At 63.0% G+C, this 19,181-nt stretch carries 21 protein-coding genes; 11 read left to right on the plus strand and 10 right to left on the minus strand.

What is annotated here, in order from left to right:
• The first annotated feature begins 51 nt into the window (after nt 1–51).
• The 5 genes from CHB87_RS05800 (at nt 52) to CHB87_RS05820 (ending at nt 3,519) form a co-directional block, all read left to right on the plus strand.
• A complete protein-coding gene (locus tag CHB87_RS05800) occupies nt 52–591 on the plus strand; it encodes a GNAT family N-acetyltransferase (RefSeq protein ID WP_089407392.1) in 540 nt (179 codons plus the stop codon).
• A gap of 23 nt (nt 592–614) precedes the next feature.
• Nucleotides 615–995, plus strand: a complete 381-nt coding sequence (locus tag CHB87_RS05805) for a hypothetical protein (protein ID WP_089407393.1) — start codon at nt 615–617, stop codon at nt 993–995.
• Between the two features lie 81 nt (nt 996–1,076).
• On the plus strand, nt 1,077–2,978 hold the full coding sequence (locus CHB87_RS05810) for an ABC transporter ATP-binding protein (protein WP_089407394.1): 1,902 nt from the start codon (nt 1,077–1,079) through the stop codon (nt 2,976–2,978).
• Nucleotides 2,979–3,034: 56 nt separating this feature from the next.
• A complete protein-coding gene (locus CHB87_RS05815; protein ID WP_089407395.1) occupies nt 3,035–3,235 on the plus strand; it encodes a DUF5397 family protein in 201 nt (66 codons plus the stop codon).
• Entirely contained in the window at nt 3,235–3,519 is a 285-nt protein-coding gene (locus CHB87_RS05820) for a virulence factor (protein WP_089407396.1), read from the plus strand. Before CHB87_RS05815 ends, CHB87_RS05820 begins: the two co-directional genes overlap by 1 nt.
• A 6-nt stretch (nt 3,520–3,525) precedes the next feature.
• On the opposite strand, the gene CHB87_RS05825 is transcribed toward CHB87_RS05820, so the two are convergent.
• Nucleotides 3,526–5,586: a S9 family peptidase gene (locus CHB87_RS05825; RefSeq protein WP_089407397.1), complete on the minus strand. Its 2,061-nt coding sequence runs from the start codon at nt 5,584–5,586 to the stop codon at nt 3,526–3,528.
• Between the two features lie 86 nt (nt 5,587–5,672).
• On the opposite strand from CHB87_RS05825, the gene CHB87_RS05830 reads away from it, so the two are divergent.
• Both CHB87_RS05830 and CHB87_RS05835 read left to right on the plus strand, forming a co-directional pair.
• Nucleotides 5,673–6,443, plus strand: a complete 771-nt coding sequence (locus tag CHB87_RS05830) for a TPM domain-containing protein (protein WP_089407398.1) — start codon at nt 5,673–5,675, stop codon at nt 6,441–6,443.
• A 77-nt stretch (nt 6,444–6,520) separates the two neighbouring features.
• Complete coding sequence (locus CHB87_RS05835) at nt 6,521–7,105, plus strand: LemA family protein (protein ID WP_089407537.1); 585 nt, start codon at nt 6,521–6,523, stop codon at nt 7,103–7,105.
• Nucleotides 7,106–7,382: 277 nt separating this feature from the next.
• On the opposite strand, the gene CHB87_RS05840 is transcribed toward CHB87_RS05835, so the two are convergent.
• Together CHB87_RS05840 and CHB87_RS05845 are read right to left on the minus strand one after the other, a co-directional pair.
• Entirely contained in the window at nt 7,383–7,724 is a 342-nt protein-coding gene (locus CHB87_RS05840) for an STAS domain-containing protein (protein ID WP_089407399.1), read from the minus strand.
• Nucleotides 7,725–7,784: 60 nt separating this feature from the next.
• Nucleotides 7,785–8,213: an ATP-binding protein gene (locus CHB87_RS05845; protein WP_089407400.1), complete on the minus strand. Its 429-nt coding sequence runs from the start codon at nt 8,211–8,213 to the stop codon at nt 7,785–7,787.
• Nucleotides 8,214–8,474: 261 nt separating this feature from the next.
• On the opposite strand from CHB87_RS05845, the gene CHB87_RS05850 reads away from it, so the two are divergent.
• Genes CHB87_RS05850 through CHB87_RS05860 form a run of 3 tightly spaced genes read left to right on the plus strand, consistent with a single transcriptional unit; the run spans nt 8,475 to nt 12,115 of the window.
• Nucleotides 8,475–9,755 (plus strand): magnesium transporter MgtE N-terminal domain-containing protein, encoded by a 1,281-nt coding sequence (locus tag CHB87_RS05850; RefSeq protein WP_089407401.1) that lies wholly within the window; start codon nt 8,475–8,477, stop codon nt 9,753–9,755.
• 18 nt (nt 9,756–9,773) lie between these two features.
• Nucleotides 9,774–10,856 (plus strand): CgeB family protein, encoded by a 1,083-nt coding sequence (locus tag CHB87_RS05855; RefSeq protein ID WP_089407402.1) that lies wholly within the window; start codon nt 9,774–9,776, stop codon nt 10,854–10,856.
• Entirely contained in the window at nt 10,853–12,115 is a 1,263-nt protein-coding gene (locus tag CHB87_RS05860; RefSeq protein ID WP_089407403.1) for an Nramp family divalent metal transporter, read from the plus strand. The genes CHB87_RS05855 and CHB87_RS05860 overlap by 4 nt, the downstream gene beginning before the upstream one ends.
• Nucleotides 12,116–12,249: 134 nt before the next feature.
• Here the strand turns inward: CHB87_RS05860 and CHB87_RS05865 are convergent, their stop codons facing one another.
• The 6 genes from CHB87_RS05865 to CHB87_RS05890 all read right to left on the minus strand — a co-directional run bounded on the left by CHB87_RS05865 (nt 12,250) and on the right by CHB87_RS05890 (nt 16,562).
• Entirely contained in the window at nt 12,250–12,681 is a 432-nt protein-coding gene (locus CHB87_RS05865; RefSeq protein ID WP_089407404.1) for a hypothetical protein, read from the minus strand.
• Nucleotides 12,681–13,142, minus strand: a complete 462-nt coding sequence (locus tag CHB87_RS05870; protein ID WP_089407405.1) for a (deoxy)nucleoside triphosphate pyrophosphohydrolase — start codon at nt 13,140–13,142, stop codon at nt 12,681–12,683. The genes CHB87_RS05865 and CHB87_RS05870 overlap by 1 nt, the downstream gene beginning before the upstream one ends.
• Nucleotides 13,143–13,179: 37 nt before the next feature.
• The gene (locus tag CHB87_RS05875) at nt 13,180–13,902 is read right to left on the minus strand and encodes an HAD family hydrolase (protein WP_245817835.1); all 723 of its coding nucleotides are present in this window, start codon (nt 13,900–13,902) and stop codon (nt 13,180–13,182) included.
• 80 nt (nt 13,903–13,982) lie between these two features.
• Entirely contained in the window at nt 13,983–14,636 is a 654-nt protein-coding gene (locus CHB87_RS05880) for a LolA family protein (RefSeq protein WP_089407406.1), read from the minus strand.
• Nucleotides 14,636–15,172: a type IV pilin protein gene (locus CHB87_RS05885; RefSeq protein WP_342743543.1), complete on the minus strand. Its 537-nt coding sequence runs from the start codon at nt 15,170–15,172 to the stop codon at nt 14,636–14,638. The genes CHB87_RS05880 and CHB87_RS05885 overlap by 1 nt, the downstream gene beginning before the upstream one ends.
• Nucleotides 15,173–15,260: 88 nt before the next feature.
• The gene (locus tag CHB87_RS05890; protein ID WP_089407407.1) at nt 15,261–16,562 is read right to left on the minus strand and encodes a M16 family metallopeptidase; all 1,302 of its coding nucleotides are present in this window, start codon (nt 16,560–16,562) and stop codon (nt 15,261–15,263) included.
• A 71-nt stretch (nt 16,563–16,633) separates the two neighbouring features.
• Between CHB87_RS05890 and rlmN the strand changes: the two genes are divergently transcribed.
• Nucleotides 16,634–17,833, plus strand: coding sequence for a dual-specificity RNA methyltransferase RlmN (gene rlmN, locus CHB87_RS05895; RefSeq protein WP_281252310.1), 1,200 nt, complete (start codon nt 16,634–16,636; stop codon nt 17,831–17,833).
• A gap of 229 nt (nt 17,834–18,062) precedes the next feature.
• Here rlmN and CHB87_RS05900 read toward each other — a convergent pair whose 3' ends face one another.
• Entirely contained in the window at nt 18,063–19,136 is a 1,074-nt protein-coding gene (locus CHB87_RS05900; protein WP_089407409.1) for a gluconeogenesis factor YvcK family protein, read from the minus strand.
• Nucleotides 19,137–19,181 lie beyond the last annotated feature (45 nt).

The raw sequence follows: 19,181 nt of genomic DNA on the forward strand, positions 1-19,181 counted from the left end.
GGGAATCTGCTTTTCGTATGAACTCGCTACACTCTCGTCTTGAAAACGCCCATGCATATTCGCCTCGCTGAACCCGCCGACATCTCCGCGCTCAACGCATTGATCGAGCAGTCGATCCGTGGGCTGCAGACGAACGACTACACTCCCGCGCAGATCGAGGGCGCGCTGGGCCACGCGCTCGGACTCGATACGCAGCTCATCGCCGACCGGCACTACTTCGTCGCCGAGAGCGAGGACGGACGCCTGGCGGCCTGCGGCGGCTGGAGCAACCGGCGCACGCTCTTCGGCAGCGACCACGGCCCATGCCGCGAGGACGACTTCCTTGACCCAGCGGTCGACGCGGCGAAGATTCGCGCCATCTTCGTGCACCCGGAGTTCGCCCGGCAAGGGCTCGGTTCGCGCATGCTGGCGCACTGCGAGGCGGCGGCGGTCGCGGCGGGCTTTCGCCGCTTCGAGATGGGCTCGACCATGACCGGCATCGCGCTCTACCGGCTGAAGGGCTATGCCGACGGCGAGCTTGTGCAGGTGCCATTGCCGAATGGCGAACATCTGCCGATTTTGCGTATGACGAAAGCGCTTCCGGCGGGGTGACGAAAAGCCTCTAGAATAGGCTCATGTCCAAGCTCACTATCGTCTTTGGAGTTCTGCTGATCGGCGTTGGCGCCGCTGCCTTCGTGATGGAGAACCACCACCCGCACACGCTCATTCCCGCCGGATTCGGTTTGCTGCTCGCGATCTTCGGCTTTCTGGCCGACACGCCCGATGCGAAGAAGCGCATGCTTTTCATGCACATTGCGGTCACGGTGGGCCTGCTGGGCTTCCTCGGGACGATTCCCGGCATTGTCGCGACCATCCGCCGTGCGCTCGGCCAGATCGTCGCCAGCCCTGTCCCTGGCGCGGCGCTGGTCCAGACCGCGATGGGCGTGATCTGCTTCGTCTACGTCGTGCTGTGCGTGCGCTCGTTCATCGCCGCCCGCAAGGCGCGTCTGGCCTGATCCCGGCGGCGAGGGTGCACGGAATCCGCACCCTCGCCGCGCCGCGTAGCATCCAATGGGGGCCGTCGTACACTGGAGCCCATGTCCTCTTCCTATAAACCATCGAGCTTCGGAGGCGGAATGCCCGCCGGAGACAAGCCTGTCCGCGGGACGGGCAAGGCGATCGCCGCCGACCTGACCGCCAAACGCCCCAAGGCAAAGTTCAAAGATGTAATGCCCGAGATCTGGAAGCTGATGAAGCCACGCCGTGCGCTGCTGGCGGGCAGCTTCGTGCTGATGGTCGTCAACCGGGCCAGCGGGCTGGTGCTGCCGGCCTCGACCAAGACGCTCATCGATAAGGTCATGTACGCGCACGACCTCAAGCTGTTGCCCGTCGTCGTGGGTGTGGTCGTGCTCGCGACCCTCATCCAGGGCGCTACGTCGTTCACCTTGACGCAACTGCTCTCGAAGGAGGGCCAGCGCCTGATCGCCGAGCTGCGCATGAAGGTGCAGGCGCATATCGGTCGTCTGCCGGTCGCCTTCTATGACGAAAACCGCACCGGGACGCTCGTCGCTCGCATCATGACCGACGTCGAAGGCGTGCGCAACCTGATCGGCACAGGCTTGCTCGATTTCTTCGGCGGCATTCTAACTGCCATATTTGCTTTTATTTACCTGATCAAGCTCAGTTACCAGATGACGCTTGTGACCTTTGCAATTCTGGTTGTCTTCGCGCTCATCCTGCAGCGTGCGTTCAAGACCATTCGACCGATCTTTCGTGAGCGCTCGAAGATTAACGCCGAGGTCACTGGCCGTCTGACGGAGTCGCTCGGCGGCGTTCGCGTCGTGAAGGGCTACCACGCGGAGCAGAGCGAGGCGAACGTCTTCGCCGCCGGCGCCAACCGCCTGCTGCAGAACGTCATCTCGTCGCTGACGGCGCAATCGCTGATGAGCCTCGCGTCCACTGCGGTGCTGGGCATCGTCGGCGCGCTGGTGATGTATCTCGGCGCGCATCAGGTGATCGCCAACAAGCTCACCCCCGGCGGATACGTCACGTATGTGATGTTTCTTGCGTTCATGATCGCGCCGATCGTGCAGCTCGTCTCGATCGGCACGCAACTGACCGAGGCCGTTGCCGGGCTCGACCGCACGACCGAGATTCTAAACGAGCGCGAGGAGGACTCCGAGCCGACCCGCGTCCGCGCGCTCCCAAGCATCGAGGGCGATGTGATCTTCGATGAGGTGACCTTCGAGTATGAGAAGGGCAAGCCCGTCCTGCACGGCATCTCGTTCGAGTCGAAACCCGGTACGGTGACGGCGCTGGTCGGCTCGTCCGGCTCTGGCAAGTCGACGATCATCTCGCTCATCTGCGGCTTCCACACGGCGACCGACGGCCGGATTCTGATCGACGGCGAGGATCTCGCCACGATCCGGCTTTCGAGCTACCGCGAGCAGCTCGGCGTCGTCCTGCAGGAGACCTTCCTCTTCGACGGCAACATCCGCGAAAACATCCTGTTCTCCCGGCCGAACGCGACCGAGGCACAGTTGTTCGAAGCCTGCCGGATCGCGCGCGTCGACGAGTTCGCCGAGCGCTTCCCGGAGAAGTACGAGACCATCGTGGGCGAGCGCGGCGTGAAGCTCTCGGGCGGCCAGCGGCAGCGCATCTCGATCGCGCGGGCTATCCTGGCCGACCCGCGCATCCTGATCCTCGACGAGGCGACCAGCTCGCTCGACTCCGAGTCCGAGGCGTTGATCCAGAGCGGCCTCAACTTCCTGATGCAGGGCCGTACGACCTTCGTTATCGCTCACCGGCTGTCGACCATCCGCAAGGCCGACCAGATCCTGGTGATCGAGCAGGGAAGGATAGTCGAACGCGGCACGCACGAGAGCCTATACGCGCTGCACGGCCGGTACTACGACCTCTACACTCGACAGCATGGGCTGGAGACGAACCTGTTTCTGGCGCCGGGTGAGGGGGACAAGGTCGAGGCTATTGCGAAGTAATCCTGCGAAGTTGCTCTCATGAGCTAATATAGGGGCCAGCGGTTGGGGGTGAGGTTATGCAGACACTTGAGTCGACGCCGCAGGTTCCCGTTGGGACGATCAAGAGCTTTGGCGCGTTCGGTCCGAAATATGAGGTTGGTTCGGCGGTTCGGCGGCTCGAGGATGGAGACTGGCTTGTCGAGGTCAAGATAGTTGAGACCGGGGAGTTGGCGGAGTATCGGCTATCGCGCTTGACCGATGACCCGGAGGCTCGCTAATGTATGCAGTCGCCTTCGACCTGGTTGTAGCCGATACCGAAGTGCACCATCCCAAAGGTGTCTCGCAGGCATATACCGATATCGGAGCAATCCTCGGAGAGTATGGCTTTCGCCGAGTGCAGGGTAGCCTCTATGTGACCGACGACGAGAATATGGCGAATCTCTTCATTGCAATTCAGGAGCTTCGTTCGAGAGCCTGGTTCCCGAAGTCGGTCCGTGATATTCGCGCCTTCCGGATTGAGCAGTGGTCGGACTTTACTCCGGTGGTAAAGTCCGGCCGGTAGTACCGCTCAGCTCGCCGCCCCAAGCTCCGTCAGCAGGAATGCGTAGTCGAAGGCAATCTCCTTCAGGTAGTCGTAGCGCCCGCTGGCGCCGCCGTGGCCTGCCTCCATGTTGATGTGAAGGAGCAGCGGTGTGTCGTTCTGCTTCAGCGTGCGCAGTTTGGCGACGTACTTGGCGGGCTCCCAATACATCACCTGCGAGTCGTTCAGGCTGGTCTTGACCAGCATGGCCGGGTAGTCCGCTGCCTTCAGGTTGTCGTAGGGCGAGTAGGCGCGCATGGTCGCGAAGGCCTCGGGTTCGTTCGGATTGCCCCACTCCTCGTACTCGGCGACGGTGAGGGGCAGGGTCGCGTCGAGCATTGTGTTCATCACGTCGACGAACGGCACATGCGACAGCACGACCTGGAAGAGCTCCGGCCGCAGGTTGACGACCGCGCCCATCAGCAGACCGCCGGCGCTGCCGCCCTCGATGGCGACGCGGTCCGGCGAGCCGTATCCCTGTGCGACGAGCGCCTCGGTGACCGCGACGAAGTCGGTGAAGGTGTTCATCTTCACCTGCATCTTACCCGCGTCGTGCCACGCGTCGCCCAACTCGCCGCCGCCGCGGATGTGCGCGTAGGCCAGCACCACGCCGCGGTCGAGCAGGCTGAGCCGCGTGGGACTGAAGCCGACCGGCAGCGCGTAGCCGTACGATCCGTAGCCGTAGACGTAGAGCGCATTCGTGGCGTCCTTGCTGAAGCGGTCAGTGCGGTAGACGAGCGAGACCGGCACCTGCACGCCGTCCGCCGCCGCGATCCACAGGCGTTCGGAGGCGTATTGCGACCGGTCGAAGCCGCCCGGAACCTCCTGCTGCTTCAGCAGCTTCGAGACGCCGGTGGCGACGTCGTACTCGTAGACCGAAGCGGGCGCGACCAGCGAGGTATAGCTGTAGCGGAAGACCCGGGTGTCGAACTCGCGGTTAGCGTGCGCGCCGGCGCTGTAGGTAGGTTCGGGGAAGGCGATCTCGCGACGGTTTGCCAGTTCGCCTTTTTCGTTCAGATCGAAGACGCTGAGGGTCGGCAGGCCAAGCCGGCGCTCGGACAGGACGCAGAAGCTGGCGAAGAGGTCGAAGTCCTCAAGCGGCACATCGCCCTTATAGATCTCGGTCCAGTGTTCGCGACCAGGTGTGGCCACGGGCGCGGCGACGAGACGGAAGTTGTCGGTGGTGTCGTTGGTGCGGATATAGAAGACGCCGTCGCGGTGCTCGGGGTGGTACTCCTGATCGTCCACGCGTGGCGCGATGAGGGTGAGTTGAGCCAGCGGCGTATTCGAGGGCATGAAACGGTACTCGTTCGTCGTGTGACTGCCGGATTCGACGAAGATGTACTGGCGGTCGCGGGTGCGGCCTACGCCAAGGTTGAACCGCTCGTCGGCCTCCTCAAACACCAGAACATCCGGTTCGGAGCTGCCGAGCGCATGCCGGTGGAGCTGGTTCTGGCGCTTGGTCTGCTCGTCTTCGGTTGTGTAAAAGAGCGTGGCGGAGTCGGCTGCCCAGGCGAGCGAGCCGACGCGGAAGGCGGTGTCGGACAGGTCGGCGCCGGTCGCGAGGTCGCGGATGTGCAGCGTGTACTGGCGGAAGCCGGTGTTGTCGGTCGTGTAGGCGAGCAGCCGGTTGTCGGGGCTGACGCTCATGCTCCCGACGGACATGAAGGCCTGTCCGACGGCGAGCGCGTTCACGTCGAGCAGAATCTCATCCGGCGCGCCGGCTTCGGCCCGGCGGCGGCAGTGGATCGGGTACTGGCTACCCTCGACGGTGCGGCTCCAGTAAAGGTAGCCCGAGTCCGGGTAGGGAACGGACTCGTCTGTCTCCTTGATATGCGAGAGCATCTCGCGGTAGAGCGTGGCCTGCAGCTCGGTCGTCGGCGCCATGGCGGCCTCGGTGTACGCGTTCTCGGCGGCGAGGTAGGCGAGCGTCTCGGGCGACTCCTTCTCGCGCAGCCAGCCGTAGTCGTCCTCAAGCGTCGTGCCGTGGATGCGGGTGGGGTTGGGCTGACGGCGGGCGACGGGCGGCTGCTGGTTCGGCGTAATCATCTTGGACAGAATACGTGAGTTGCCCCGAACTCCGCTCGCGGTAAGGACGGGAACAAAGCGACGCGCGCAAGCGTAGACTGTTAGCAATGAACCGGCTTCTTCGACCGCTGCTCGTACTGCTGCTTGTGTTGTTGCCCGCGGGCGTTCTGTCCGCGGAGAAGGTAGCCGACCTTCCCAAACCGACCAGCTACGTTAGCGATTTCGCCGGGGTGCTGAGTCCGTCCACGAAGCAGCAGCTCGAAGACCTCTGCACCGCCGTCGACCAACAGGCGCATGCGCAGATCGCGGTCGTCACGATCAAGACGTTGGACGACGATCAGACGATCGAGGAGTTCAGCACGGAGCTGGAAGACAAGTGGAAGGTGGGCAACAAGTCGGACCAGGGCGTCCTGCTGGTCGTCGTGCTGAACCCGCGCAAGGATCGCATCGAGGTTGGATACGGGCTTGAGGGAATCCTGAACGACGCCAAGGTTGGCGGCATCCGCGATGCGATGAAGCCCGCGCTCGGCCAGAACGACTACGACCGGGGCATCACGGTGGGAGCGCAGCAGCTTGCGACCATCATTGCGGCGGACGCTGGCGTCACGCTCAGCCCGATCCAGCACCACTATCGCCGGGTGGACGCGGCGCCGCAGCGTTCGGGCGCCGGTCAGATCGTCGTCGTGATCGTCTTCATCCTGATCGTCGTCATCCTTGCGAGCACGGGCAACATCGGCTGGCTCTTCGTCATCCTCAACATGTTCATGGGTGGCGGCGGAGGAGGCGGCGGTCGAAACGACCGGGACGGCGGCGGGGGAGGCTTCGGCGGCTTTGGCGGAGGCAGCTCGGGCGGCGGCGGAGCCTCGGGCGACTACTAAATTTCACGCCGGGTGATACATTCAACCCGGATAGCCTGTAGATTCAAAACGTTGGATACGCGGTACGGAGGATGGGCATGAAGGGTCTGTGGGTAGGTCTGGGAGTCGTCGGAGTCATTGTGCTGGTGCTGCTGTTCACCGGCGGCAGCTACATCAGCGCGAAGAACGCGATGGTCCAGAAGAATGAAGATGTGGACCGCGCGTACTCGCAGGTCAACATTCAGCAGCAGCGGCGCCTGGACCTGATCCCGAACCTGGTGGCTTCGGTGAAGGGTTATGTGAACGAAGAGACGACCGTGCTGACGAACATTGCGAACGCCCGCGCGGGCGTCGTGGCGGCCGGTTCGGATCGCTCGGCGAGCATCAAGGCGAACAGCAACCTGGACGTGGCGATCAGCCCGCTGCTCCGGCTGCAGGAGAACTACCCCAACCTGAAGTCGGACGCGCAGTTCATCCGACTGACGGACGAGCTGGCCGGAACCGAAAATCGCATCGCTGTCGAGCGCGGCCGGTACAACAAGACGCTCGAGGACTACAACGTCTTCGTGCGCCAGTTCCCGAACAGCTTCTGGGCAAACATCGCCGGCTTCCACTACCGCGACGAGTACTTCAAGGGCGATCCCTCGAATGCAACCGCACCCAAGGTCGACTTCGGCAAATAGGCCGGGATAAGAAGGCATAACACCGATCTTCACCGAGAGCACCGATCAAAGACGTATTTCGATCGGTGCTTTTTGGGTTTGAGAATCGGTTTAGGAGATACTGGCCCGATCTGAAAGCGTACCTCAGCGGCTGAGGTCGAAGTGCAAATACGGATGATGTGGTCTTACTGAAGCCGTGCCCCTAACAAAACGAATGACACCGGCGAGATAAGGGCAAAGGTGAAGCCCATATTTCATCGGTGTCATCGGTGCAGATCGGTGTTAAGCCTTGCCGGACTTAGAACGCGGCGATGGCCGCGGCCTCATCGTCCTTCACGTCGAAGACGGTATAGAGCTTGGTGATCTGCAGCAGGTCGTGGACTTTTTTGGTCAGGTTCAGCAGCTTCATCTCGCCGCCCGCGCCCTTCACACTGGTGTATGCGCTTACCAGTTCGCCGATGCCGGAGCTGTCGATGTAGTTCACGTCGCCCAGGTTCAGCAGAATCTTGTTCGATCCCTTGGTCAGCACGTCGCGGACGGCATCGCGCAGCGTCACGCTGCCTTCACCGAGGGTGATGCGGCCGCTGAGGTCGAGAATCGTGACGCCATCCACCTGGCGCGTCTGAAATTTCATGCTCATGAAGTGAGTCTCCTTGGAAATTGTGAATGCGAAGGAAGTTTCTGACTTGCGTTGTCTCGGCTATGCAGGGTTGCGATGCTTCACCAGGGTTACTTCTGTTCCGGGGTGCAACTGCCGAAAGTTTACCTCATCCATAAACGCGCGGATCAGAAAGATGCCGCGACCGGAGCCGCGCAGGATATTCTCCGGCGCAAGCGGGTCGGGAACGGAGTCGACATCGAGGCCCGGACCCTGGTCGGCGAGTTTGACGATCAGCGCCTGCGGCGTGAGTTCGAACGATGCCGTCACGGACAGGCCCGCCTCGTACCGGTTGCCATGCATTACGGCGTTGACGGTCGCCTCGCGTACCGACATGGCGATGTTACCGACCGTGTCGTCGTCGAAACCCGCCTGACGAGCCCAGGATTCGGCGGTCTGCTCAAGCGTACGCACGGTGTCGAGGCTGGAACTCAGCGTGAAGCTGACGCGGCTTGTCGTCGAATCGGCCAAGCATTTCCTCCTCGTAAGGACAAACCGGCTCTCAGACAGAAACTGAGGGGGTTGAAGGCAGTTTGCTTGCACCTCGCGGGATTGTCAAATCGGATAGCCCCGAACGGGTTCGAAACCTGCATCCTAACTTGTGCGATAGGATGCGGTTAGCGGCGGATTTCTTCCGCCCGCATTGCCAAAAAAGCGTCGTCATCCTGAACGCAGTGAAGAATCTCCGTATTTTGCCGTTCAGCCCCCATCTTTCCTGAAAGCAGCCGTCCTATGAGCAAGCTGGGCAATCAAAGAACGAGCGTCTCCGCCCTGATGGGCGTTGCCGTCGCCGACTCGGCGGGCAGGCTGGCGGGACACGTCTGCGAGTTTGCCGTGTTGCCCGAGGCCGCAGGATCGCAGGTGGAGGCGCTCGTTCTAAAGCCCGCAACCGCGGTCGTCGCGGGTGGGGAGAAGGTCAAGCGGACGATCATCCGCGTCTGCGCGCTGCGCTGGAACGACGCCGGCGGACTGCAGACGCAGGCGGATCAGGCGCCGATTCCGCTGCCCGCGGACGAGAACTACCTGATGCTCGAACGCGATCTGCTCGACCAGCAGATCATCGACGTACATGGGCACAAGGTCGTCCGGGTAAACGACGTGGACCTGGTCTGGGAGCGCCAGCCGGACGAGAGCCTGCAACTGCGCATCGCGGAGGTGGAGGTCGGCCTGCGCGGCGCAGCGCGGCGTCTGCTGAAGGGGCTGCCCGTGAGCGCCGTCGACAGGCTGGCCTGTCGTATCCGGCCAAGCGTTATTCCGTGGGACTTCGTCGACCTGATCGACCGCGACCCGGCGCGCCGCGTGCGGTTGAAGATCGAGCAGGACAAACTTTCGAAGATGCACCCGTCCGACCTGGCCGACATTCTCGAAGAGCTGGCACCGGCCGAGCGCGAGGCGCTTTTTTCGAGTCTCGACGAAGAAGTGGCTGCCGAGGCGCTCGAAGAGGTGCAGCCGAAGATGCAGAAGACGCTCATCGAGGGGCTGGACTCGGAGCGTATCGCAGGCATTCTCGAGGAGATGGACCCGGGCGCCGCCGCCGACCTGCTGTCCGAGCTCTCGGACGAGCGCTCCGACGCCATTCTTGAAGAGATGGACCCGAAGGAGCGGCAGGAGGTCGAGGATCTGCTGGACTACTCGCCCGACTCCGCCGCCGGCCTGATGACGAACGAGTACGTCTCGCTGCCGCCCGAGGCCACGGTTGCCGACGCGCACACGGTGCTGCAGGCGTTCGAAGGCGATCTGGACAGCCTGACCGATCTTTTTCTGGTTGACGAGGCGCGCCATCTCCGCGGACAGGTTCCGCTGGTCAAACTGGTGCTCGCCGCGCCGGAGAAGGGGCTGGGCGAGATCGCCGACGAACACATGCATAGCATCGGACTGGACGCGAACGGCCGCAAGGTCGCCGAGCTCTTCGACAAGTACAACCTGCGCTGCCTGCCGGTGCTGGCCGACGACGGTCGACTGGCCGGCGTGGTGCATGCGGACCAGGTAATCGCCTGGCTGCGGACCCGGTAGGGAAGGCGAATCGCGGCGATGAAGATTCTTTATGCAGCCCCTCTTGAAGCCGGAAGCTCCGCCGTGTTGCGGGCGTTGGCGCTGGAGCGTCTGGGCCATGAGCTGATCCGCGTCAACACCGACGACTACCTGCTGACCGGGCCTGCGCTGCTGCGGAAGATTGCCTTCCGGTTGATGGCCGGGCCGCACGTCGAACGGCTGAACCGCGATCTGCTGGCGTTGGCCGCGGAGCACCGGCCGGATGTCTTCTGGGCCGACAAGGTGCTCGAACTGAAGCCCGGCACGCTGGACCGGATGCGCGCGCTCGGCATCGCGTCGCTCAGCTACATGATCGATAACTTCTTCGGCCCCCGGCGCGATCCGGGCTGGCGGCTGTACGCGCAGGACATACCCCACTTCGACCTGCACGTGACGCAGCGTGATGTGAACATACCCGAGTATCTCGCCGCCGGCGCGCGCGACGTCATCAAGATTCAGACCGCGTACGAGCCGACGCTCCACTTTCCGCCGCCGCCCGGCTGGTCGGACGCGGACCGCACGCGCGAGGTCAGCTTCGTCGGCACGCCTTACGATGAGCGCGCCGCCTTTCTGACGCGGCTGGGCGAAGCCGGGCTGCCGGTGACGATCTCGGGCGAATCCCGCGCGTGGCGGCGCGCCCTTTCGCCAAAGGCGTACACGCGGCTGTACGCGGGCGAGCCTCTCTACGATGCGAAGTACCGCGAAGCCATCTGGCGGTCGAAGATCAACCTGAGCTTCCTGACGCACTCCAACCGTGACGAGTTCACGCATAAGAGCTTCGAGATCGCCGGCGCGGGCGGCTTCCTGCTGGCCGAACGCACACAGGGACATATTGATCGCTTCCGCGAGGGCGAAGAGGCCGTCTTCTTCTCGGACCTTGAAGAGTGCGTCGTACACATTCGCCGTTACCTGCCGGACGAGGCCGCGCGCGCGCGCATCGCCGCCGCGGGCCATGCACGCGCCGAGCGCGACGGTTACCACAACGACCGGCAGATGGCGCTCGTCGTCGAGCGTCTGTCGACGATTCTGCCGCCGGTGCAGGCCGCCGCCGGATACAGTAAAGGGAAGGGCCAACCCTCATGAGCAGCCGTTCCATCAATTTGCGGTCTTGGAAGACCCGCATCATCCTCTTCCTCGCCGTCCTGGGCCCGGGCTTTATCACCGCCAACGTCGACAACGACTCGGGCGGCATCTTCACCTATTCGCAGGCCGGCGCGGCCTACGGCTACACGCTGCTCTGGACGATGATCCCCATCACGCTCGCGCTGATCGTGGTGCAGGAGATGTGCGCGCGCATGGGCGCGGTGACGGGCAAGGGGCTGAGCGACCTCATCCGCGAGGAGTTCGGCCTCAGGATGACCTTCATCATCCTCATCCTGCTGGTGATCGTGAACTTCACGAACGTCATCACGGAGTTCTCGGGCATCGCGAGCTCGATGGGACTCTTCCACATCTCGAAGTTCATCTGCGTGCCGCTATCGGCGCTGCTGGTGTGGGCGCTGGTGGTCAAGGGCGACTACAAGAAGGTCGAGAAGGTCTTCCTGATCGCGAGCGTCTTTTACATCGCCTATATCGTCACCGGCGTCATCAGCGGGCCGGACTGGCATCTGGCGCTGGTCGAGACGATCAAGCTGCCCAAGCGCAGCGTGTGGAGCGACAAGACCTACGTCTACATGACCGTCGGCGTCATCGGCACGACCATCACGCCGTGGATGCAGTTCTACCTGCAGTCGTCGATCGTCGAGAAGGGCGTGACGGTCCGGCAGTATAAGGCCTCGCGGCTGGACGTGATCGTCGGTTCGATCTTCACCGACATCGTCGCGTGGTTCATCGTGGTGGCGTGCGCGGCGACGCTCTACACCCACGGCATGCGCGACATCGCCGACGCCAGCACCGCGGCCGAGGCGATGAAGCCGCTCGCCGGCCAGTACGCCTTCATCCTCTTCGCGGCGGGGTTGTTCAACGCGTCCTTATTCGCCGCGTCGATTCTGCCGCTGACCACCGCCTACACCGTTTGCGAAGGCCTGGGCTTCGAGAGCGGGCTCGACAAGCAGTGGGGCGAGGCGCCGTTCTTCTACTGGTTCTATACGCTGCTGATCGCGCTGGGAGCAGGCGTGGTGCTGATCCCGAACTTCCCGATGGTGAAGGTGGCGATTCTGTCGCAGGTGTTGAATGGCGTGCTGCTGCCTGTCATCCTGATCTTCATGTTGCGGCTGATCAACAAGCACGAGCTGATGGGGAAGTACGTGAACTCGCTCTGGTTCAATATCGTGGCATGGGCTACGGCGGTCATTGTGATCGGGTTGAGCTCGGTGCTGGTGTTCAATGCCCTGCACGGGTGAATCGGAGTTCGCTCCGATACCCGTCATCTCGACCGGAGCGAAGCGTAGTGGAGAGACCACCGCATTTCGCTCTTGTCTTTGCTGTTCTTGTTTGTCCTCCTCAAAGAGGATCTGCTTCAATCTTGCCGGACCAACTACACCGTCCGAAGCTCGGCTATGCGAGGGTCGCCAAGATAGACCGCGTCGCACAGCTCGAAGAGGACGCCGCGCAAATCCGTGCCAAGCGCTTGCTCGCGCGTTACGGTTGAGCCGACAAGGGAGTTGCTGGCGATAGGACGTAGCGCTGAGTCAATCGCCATAAATGATGGTTTTGATTCGTGATGACGAAAGGCCGCAGACAAGGCCATGCGATCAGTCGCTGCGGTTGCATCGCCCCATAAGCCGTAAATAAAGTCGAAGTTGGCCTCATGATTCGGATGCCCTGGAGTCCACTCAACGAAATAAGCAGCGGATGGCGATGTTCCATCATCCTGCTTCATGTAACCCCAGACACGCCGTGTCATCTTGCCGCAACACGCACAAGGTCCGAAGAGCCGCTCGTTCTCCGGTTCGAATTCCAGTTCCATCACAGCAGCTTGCCTTCGCTCAAATCCTTGATCAGTCCCAGGTCCGCAGCCAGGAAGTCGTACTCCATCAGCGCGGTCAGGGGAGACCAGCGCATGTCGTTGAAGATGCGGTTCTCGAGCTGGCCGCTGAACTCGTCCACCACGAAGAACTGCAGGTCGATCGCGCCGCCGTTGCGGTACTTGTGGCGCACGCGCGCGACCTTGCGGCCGATGGTGGCTGTGATGCCGAGTTCTTCCTGCAACTCGCGCGCCAGAGCCTCTTCGCTGGTCTCGCCGGCCTCGATCTTGCCGCCGGGAAACTCCCACTTCAGGCTCATCGGCTGGTCGGGCTTGCGCTGGCAGATCAGCACCTCGGCCACCGGCTCCGCAGGGCGCAGGATCAGCGCCGCCACCACCAGCCGAAGCGGCTTGAGAGGCGGTGCGTCACTCCGTTCGTCGAGCTTGCGGATCGAGTCTTTCACTGTCTGCCAGTTTAGACGCTTGCAAGCCCGGTTTGGATTAGGTCGGCCGGACGGACGCAGGATAGTACACGGCCCAGTCCTCGCGGGCGCTGCGTTCGATCAGCGCAAGAGTCGGGTTGACCGGGAAGGCGCGGCGCGCAATCGCCAGCATCGCCGCGTCGTGGACCGAGTTGCCGAAGACCGCGTCCGGCGCCGTGATGCCCGCGTTCTTGAGCGAGGCGACCTTGCCTTCGTCGGTCGGGACGTCGAGCAGCCGGTTGGTCACCACGCCCGCCTCAACCGCCACGCGCGCCGAAAGCACCCGGTTCGCCGGAATGCCGAATCGCGTCACGCCCTCTTCGATGACCCAGTCGTTGGTTGAGCTGACCGCCCAGATGTCGCAGCCCTTGGCCTGCAAATCGTTGAGCAGCTTCAACATCTCGGGGAAGATGTTGCGTTCGATGTGGGTTGCGAAGAACTCCCGCGCGGCGGCGCGCAGCTCGTCCTCACGGAGTCCGGCGTAGACCTGCACCATCTCTCCGCAGATGGCGAGTTCGGAGACCTCGCCGCGCTTGTAGCCGCGGTAGCGTCCGTCGAGCCAGTCGGTGGCCTCGCGTCCCAGCAGGCCGGTCTTGGTCGTCCAGTGCATGAACGACGAGCCGGCATCGCCGGACCAGAGCGTTCCGTCACAATCGAAGACCGCGATGCGCGGGTTCAGTGCGTGGACGGCTTCATGAAATTCAAGGGTGCTTAAGGCTGCTGCGCTGATGGTATGGCTCACGTTACGTCTTCTCACTTCGGGCGGCTAAATTCGATGAACCGATTCTACCTGACGGGTCTCCGCCCAACTGCGCGCTCTGGCTAAATCGGCGGCAGGCCGGTGACGATCTCGACGCCAGCCGGCGGCGTGAAGACGAAGTCGGCATCCTTCGCCGGCACATTCTCCACCATGCCGGTGAAGCTGAACTCGGTCACCGCGCCATCCACCTCTTCGAGCCGCATGGCCGAGATCTCGCCCGACGCCGTCACCCTGAGGCTTAGCACCTTCAGCCGCTGCTGCATCCCTTTCGGAACGCCGGCGATGCGGAAGCCTTCGCCATCGGGCGTAACCGTAATGTTTTCAAGTTCTTTCTTCAGCTCCGTGTGTCCCAGCAGGAAGCGCAGGGGAGAGCGCAGGTCGTCGAGCTGCTTGGCTGGAATCTTCTGCGCCTGAGGATCGCCCGGCGTGTAGAACCAGGCAAACTTGCCGTCGAGCACGAAGACCTTTCCGGTGGGCGTGTCGTACGACCAGCGCATGCGGCCGGGCTTTTTCAGCAGCAGAGTGCCGGATTCGGATTTGTTCAATCCCATGCCGGTGTAGCGCTCCACGTAGCGTGTGCGCAGGGAGGCGAGGTGGTTGTAGTGGTCGTCCACCTTGTGCAGCAGGGCGTCGTTCTGGTTTGCGGACGGGGACGATTGGGCGGCTGCGGGAAGACTCACCGCAGCCGCCAGTGTCACAAGAAGCAGAGCCCGCATTACTGGCCCAGGCTCACCGTGCAGTTCGTGCCGCCGGCGGGATCCTTCTTGATGATGTTGTTCTCATCCGAGCAGTAACCCGCGTCGCCGGTTTTGCCGACGGACTGGGGAACGGCGGTGATCTGGTAGGAGGTGATCATGTCCTGGTTGTTGATCGTCACCTTGCTGCAGTTAGTGATGGCGAAGGTGTAACCGGACTTGTTCCCGCTGGCCAGACCCGGGTCGAGAAGCTGCGACGCCTGCGCGGTGGGTGCGCCGGAACCGGGCGCGCCGCCGAGTTGAGATATCGAGCAGGCGAAGCCATTCTGCGGATAGGCGGAGTGATACTGCAGCTCGGCCTGGCCAATCGTGCGGACCGATTGCAGCGCGGAGGTCTCGTTCGCCGTCTTGGTCAGCTTCAGAATCTGCGGTACGGCGAGCGACATGAGGATGAGCATGATCGACATGACGATCAGAAGCTCGATGAGGGTAAAGCCAGCTTCCTGGGCGTTGCCGGCCAGTTCGTGGGCTGCGGTTTTATTCTTCGGGGTCATCATCTCTCGGTCACCATGGCGCCAAATTTCTCAAACATCCAAACTCTATCAGCAGATTCGCCTGCCGACCAGATCGACAAGCCGCGAAACCTCAGCAAGCCAGGTCAGCGCGTCCGATCTTCATCGCGCCCAGATTGCCCAGCAGCGTCAGCGCGAGGCACTCGGGCCGGAGCAGCTCGTTCGCCAGCCGCTGCACGTCTTCGATCCGGACTGCGTCGATCGCGGCGGTGATGTCGTCGACCGTGAAGAACCGGCCGAAGTACATCTGCTGCCGCGCCAGGTTCGACATGCGGCTGGACGAACTCTCCAGCCCCAGCACGATGTTGCTCTTCAACTGATTCTTGGCTCGGTCCAGCTCGCCGTCGTGCACCGGCTCTTCTTTCAGACGCCGCAGCTCGGCAAGCGTAAGCTGAAGAACTCGCTCCGTATTTTCGAGCGACATGCCCGCGTAGACCGAGAGCGAACCCGTGTCGCGGAAGGGGTTCATCTCGGAGTAGATCGAGTAGGCGAGACCCGAGTCCTCGCGGACGGACTGGAAGAGCCGCGAACTCATGCCGCCGCCGAGCATCGAGTTGAGGAGGTAGAGTCCGTAACGGTCGGCGTGGTTGACCGGAGGCGCGACGACTCCAAGGCACATCTGCACCTGCTCGAGCGATTTCTTGCGCTTGAGCGTGATGTGCGGCGTGGCAAGTGGCGCCGTTTCAACGGCTTCCAGCGGGGCTGTCGTTGCGGACAAGGAGCCGAACTTCGTCTCCACCCGCGCGAGAAACGCGTCGTGGTCGAGATTTCCGGCGGCCGAAAAGACCATGTGGCGCGGGGTGAAGCGGCGGTTATGGTGGTCGAAGACGGTCTGCTGGGTGAAGCTGGAGACGGTCTCCGCCGTGCCGAGGATCGGGCGGCCGAGCGCATGGTTCTTCCAGAAGTTCTGGGTAAAGGTCTCGTGGACGAGATAGTCGGGGTTGTCTTCGTCCATCTTGATCTCTTCGAGGATGACGCCCTGCTCCTTTTCGAGGTCTTCGGCGGTGAAGCGCGGATGCAGGACGAGGTCGGAGAGGACATCGAGCGCGGGCGGCAGATTCTCGTCCAGCACCTTGATGTTGAAGCAGACGGTCTCCTTGCCGGTGAAGGCGTCGAGATTGCCGCCGATGGTGTCGACCTCGCGGGCGATGTCCTTGGCCGAACGCGTGGTGGTTCCCTTGAAGACCATGTGCTCGACGAAGTGCGCGATGCCGTTCTCGACCGGGGTCTCGTCGCGCGAGCCGGAGTTGATCCACGCGCCCATGCTGACGCTGCGCACGTGCGGGATGCTTTCAGTGAGCACCATCAGGCCGTTGGGCAGAAAGGTCTTGCGGATGTTGCGCGTGGGGTGAGACTTATGCGACGTTTCGGACATGCGGCTCCTTGGACTCTCTATTGTTTCACATGGGCGGGTGAAGCCGGTCAGGTGCGAGTAAACTGAAGAGTGTGGCTGACTCGAATACCAACTCCGTTCCGGTAACATCTCTCGCTCTGTTTGGCGCGACGCTCGACGATCTGCGCCAGGTCATGGCTACGTTTGGCCAGCCGAAGTTTCGTGCGCGTCAACTGGCGGACGCGCTCTATCGCCAGCGCGCCAACTCTCTCGATGAGATCACGACGCTTTCGGCGGAGCTGCGGGGGCAGATGGCGGAGGCTGGCTATGTCGTCGGTTTGCCGGAGCTGGCGCAGACGGCGAAGTCGGTCGACGGGACGGAGCGCTACCTCGTCCGGCTGGCCGATGGCGAGACGGTCGAGACGGTGTGGATGCCGGGCGGCGACGGCGGCGAACGCGGCGACGGCACCGAGGCTGCGCACGAGGAAGAGACGGAAGATCCCGCGACGCTCTATAAGCGGGCTACGATCTGCGTTTCGAGCCAGGTGGGATGCGCGGTGAACTGCCAGTTCTGCCTGACGGCGAAGCTGGGAATTCGTCGCAACCTGACGCCGGGGGAGATCGCGGGGCAGGTGGCGGCGGTGCTGAACCGGCACAGGGTGAACATCGGCACGGGCAAGGGGCAGGGCAATCCCGACCGTATCAACCTTGTTTTCATGGGGATGGGCGAGCCGTTCCTGAACTACGACTCCTTCATGGCGGCGGTGAAGATTCTGGTAAACGAGATGGGGATCCCGTCGTCGCGGATGACGGTTTCGACCTCGGGGATTCTGCCGGGGATCGAACGCTACGCTACGGAACCCATCCGGCCGAAGCTGGCGCTGAGCCTGAACGCCTCGAACGACACGGTTCGCGGCGAGATCATGCCGATTACGCGGAAGTGGAACATCGGCGCGCTGCTGGACGCGGTGAAGGCGATCCCGCTCAGCAAGCGCGAGTATGTGACGTTCGAATATGTCCTGCTGGGCGGGGTGAACGACCAGCCGCAGCATGCGGCCGAGGTGCTTGCGCTGCTCAAAGGCATGCAGGCGAAGGTGAACCTGATCGTGTGGAATCCAGGGCCGGGCGTGCCGTACGAGCAGCCTACGCCGGAGTCGGCGGACAGGTTTCACAAGCTGCTGATCGCGGGTGGCGTGCCGGCGTTTACGCGGCGTCCCAGAGGCCGGGATATCTATGCGGCTTGCGGGCAGTTGAAGCGGACTGTCGAAGCGGAGCCGGCTCCACAGTTGGTGACGATTGCGAGCATGGCCTGACCAGCATCGCACAGGCCACAGCAGATTCCCTTCGGGAATGACAAACAAAAAAACAGGCAACGGCTCGTGGCGCGGGCGGTTTACGTTCCATCCATCGCACAGGCGCGATGGATGGTGCGCCCGGCAAGAACAAGCAAAAGCCAATGCGGGGGTCTCTCCGCTGCGCTGCGCTTCGGTCGAGATGACGAGCAGCTTGGGTGGGTGCTCGCCAATCGAGACGTGATTGGCTTTATGAGTTGCGGACGCGCATGCCCGCGAGGCCCAGTTCGAGCAGGATCTCGGCGACGCGGTCGTAGTCGTGGCGCAGCAGGTCGCCCTCGTGGACGAAGTTGCCGATGATGGGTTCGACGCCCAGTGACCGGATGCGGGCGAGGTCGGGCTCGATCGGCTGCTGGCCTTCGCGGGCGTACTTTTCGAGCAGCGTGGGCGAGATGGGCGCGGTATTGATGAGCGCGTAGTCGAAGATCGGGACTTTGGTCGCGCCGGAGTGCTGGAGGATCTTTTCGATGTGCTGAGCGGCGGTCAGGTCGAGGGACTCGTTGGCCTGCGTCATGAGGTTGCAGACGTAGACGCGGGTGGCCTGGGAGCCGGCCAGCGCCTCCGGGATGCCCTGCACGAGCAGGTTGGTGATGAGCGAGGTATAGAGCGAGCCGGGGCCGAGCGTGACGAGGTCGGCGTTGGCGATGGCCTCGATGGTCTCGGGCAGGGGATGGGCACTGGCGGGTTCGAGCATGAGTTCGACGATGCGCTGTTTACTTGCGGTAATGTTTGTCTCTCCTCGAACCAAGGAGCCGTCGTCCATGCGCGAGGCGAGGGTGACGTTGACGTTCGTCGCGGGATAGATGCGGCCTCGGGTCGCGAGAATCTGCGAGGACATCTGCACTGCCTGGGCGAAGTCGCCGGTAATCTCGGTGAGCGCGGCGACGAAGAGGTTGCCGAAGCTGTGTCCGTCGAGCTCGCCGTGGTCGAAGCGGTACTGGAAGAGGCGGGAGAGCAGGTGCTCGTCTTCCGAGAGCGCGACCATGCAGTTGCGGACGTCGCCTGGCGGGAGCATCTTGAAGTCCTCGCGCAGGCGGCCGGAGCTGCCGCCGTCGTCGGTGACGGTGACGACGGCGGCGAGGTCGCGGATGAGGCAGGGCGCGTCGGCGCAGCGGGAGTTGGTGAGGGGCAGCGAACCGAGTGGGGTGGAGGTGAAGCGCTTGAGGCCGCGCAGCAGCGTCGACAAGCCCGTGCCGCCGCCGATGGCTACGACGCGGATGGATTTAGGGTCGGGCTTTGGCTGCGATGGGGCTGCTTCGGGCATCCCTGATGATCCTTTTGACTTTGTGGCGGCTCGGGCGAGACGCAG

Source organism: Granulicella rosea, from assembly GCF_900188085.1.
Classification (GTDB): Bacteria; Acidobacteriota; Terriglobia; order Terriglobales; family Acidobacteriaceae; genus Edaphobacter; species Edaphobacter rosea.

Excerpts from the sequence above, each read along its gene's own strand:
- CHB87_RS05815 (WP_089407395.1), top strand. The coding sequence starts at position 3,035 with ATGCAGACACTTGAGTCGACGCCGCAGGTTCCCGTTGGGACGATCAAG.
- CHB87_RS05880 (WP_089407406.1), bottom strand. The coding sequence starts at position 14,636 with ATGCGGGCTCTGCTTCTTGTGACACTGGCGGCTGCGGTGAGTCTTCCC.
- CHB87_RS05800 (WP_089407392.1), top strand. The coding sequence starts at position 52 with ATGCATATTCGCCTCGCTGAACCCGCCGACATCTCCGCGCTCAACGCA.
- CHB87_RS05850 (WP_089407401.1), top strand. The coding sequence starts at position 8,475 with ATGAGCAAGCTGGGCAATCAAAGAACGAGCGTCTCCGCCCTGATGGGC.
- CHB87_RS05820 (WP_089407396.1), top strand. The coding sequence starts at position 3,235 with ATGTATGCAGTCGCCTTCGACCTGGTTGTAGCCGATACCGAAGTGCAC.
- CHB87_RS05860 (WP_089407403.1), top strand. The coding sequence starts at position 10,853 with ATGAGCAGCCGTTCCATCAATTTGCGGTCTTGGAAGACCCGCATCATC.
- CHB87_RS05865 (WP_089407404.1), bottom strand. The coding sequence starts at position 12,681 with ATGGAACTGGAATTCGAACCGGAGAACGAGCGGCTCTTCGGACCTTGT.
- CHB87_RS05830 (WP_089407398.1), top strand. The coding sequence starts at position 5,673 with ATGAACCGGCTTCTTCGACCGCTGCTCGTACTGCTGCTTGTGTTGTTG.
- CHB87_RS05825 (WP_089407397.1), bottom strand. The coding sequence starts at position 5,586 with ATGATTACGCCGAACCAGCAGCCGCCCGTCGCCCGCCGTCAGCCCAAC.
- CHB87_RS05835 (WP_089407537.1), top strand. The coding sequence starts at position 6,521 with ATGAAGGGTCTGTGGGTAGGTCTGGGAGTCGTCGGAGTCATTGTGCTG.
- CHB87_RS05840 (WP_089407399.1), bottom strand. The coding sequence starts at position 7,724 with ATGAGCATGAAATTTCAGACGCGCCAGGTGGATGGCGTCACGATTCTC.
- CHB87_RS05885 (WP_342743543.1), bottom strand. The coding sequence starts at position 15,172 with ATGATGACCCCGAAGAATAAAACCGCAGCCCACGAACTGGCCGGCAAC.
- CHB87_RS05855 (WP_089407402.1), top strand. The coding sequence starts at position 9,774 with ATGAAGATTCTTTATGCAGCCCCTCTTGAAGCCGGAAGCTCCGCCGTG.
- CHB87_RS05890 (WP_089407407.1), bottom strand. The coding sequence starts at position 16,562 with ATGTCCGAAACGTCGCATAAGTCTCACCCCACGCGCAACATCCGCAAG.
- CHB87_RS05900 (WP_089407409.1), bottom strand. The coding sequence starts at position 19,136 with ATGCCCGAAGCAGCCCCATCGCAGCCAAAGCCCGACCCTAAATCCATC.
- CHB87_RS05810 (WP_089407394.1), top strand. The coding sequence starts at position 1,077 with ATGTCCTCTTCCTATAAACCATCGAGCTTCGGAGGCGGAATGCCCGCC.
- CHB87_RS05805 (WP_089407393.1), top strand. The coding sequence starts at position 615 with ATGTCCAAGCTCACTATCGTCTTTGGAGTTCTGCTGATCGGCGTTGGC.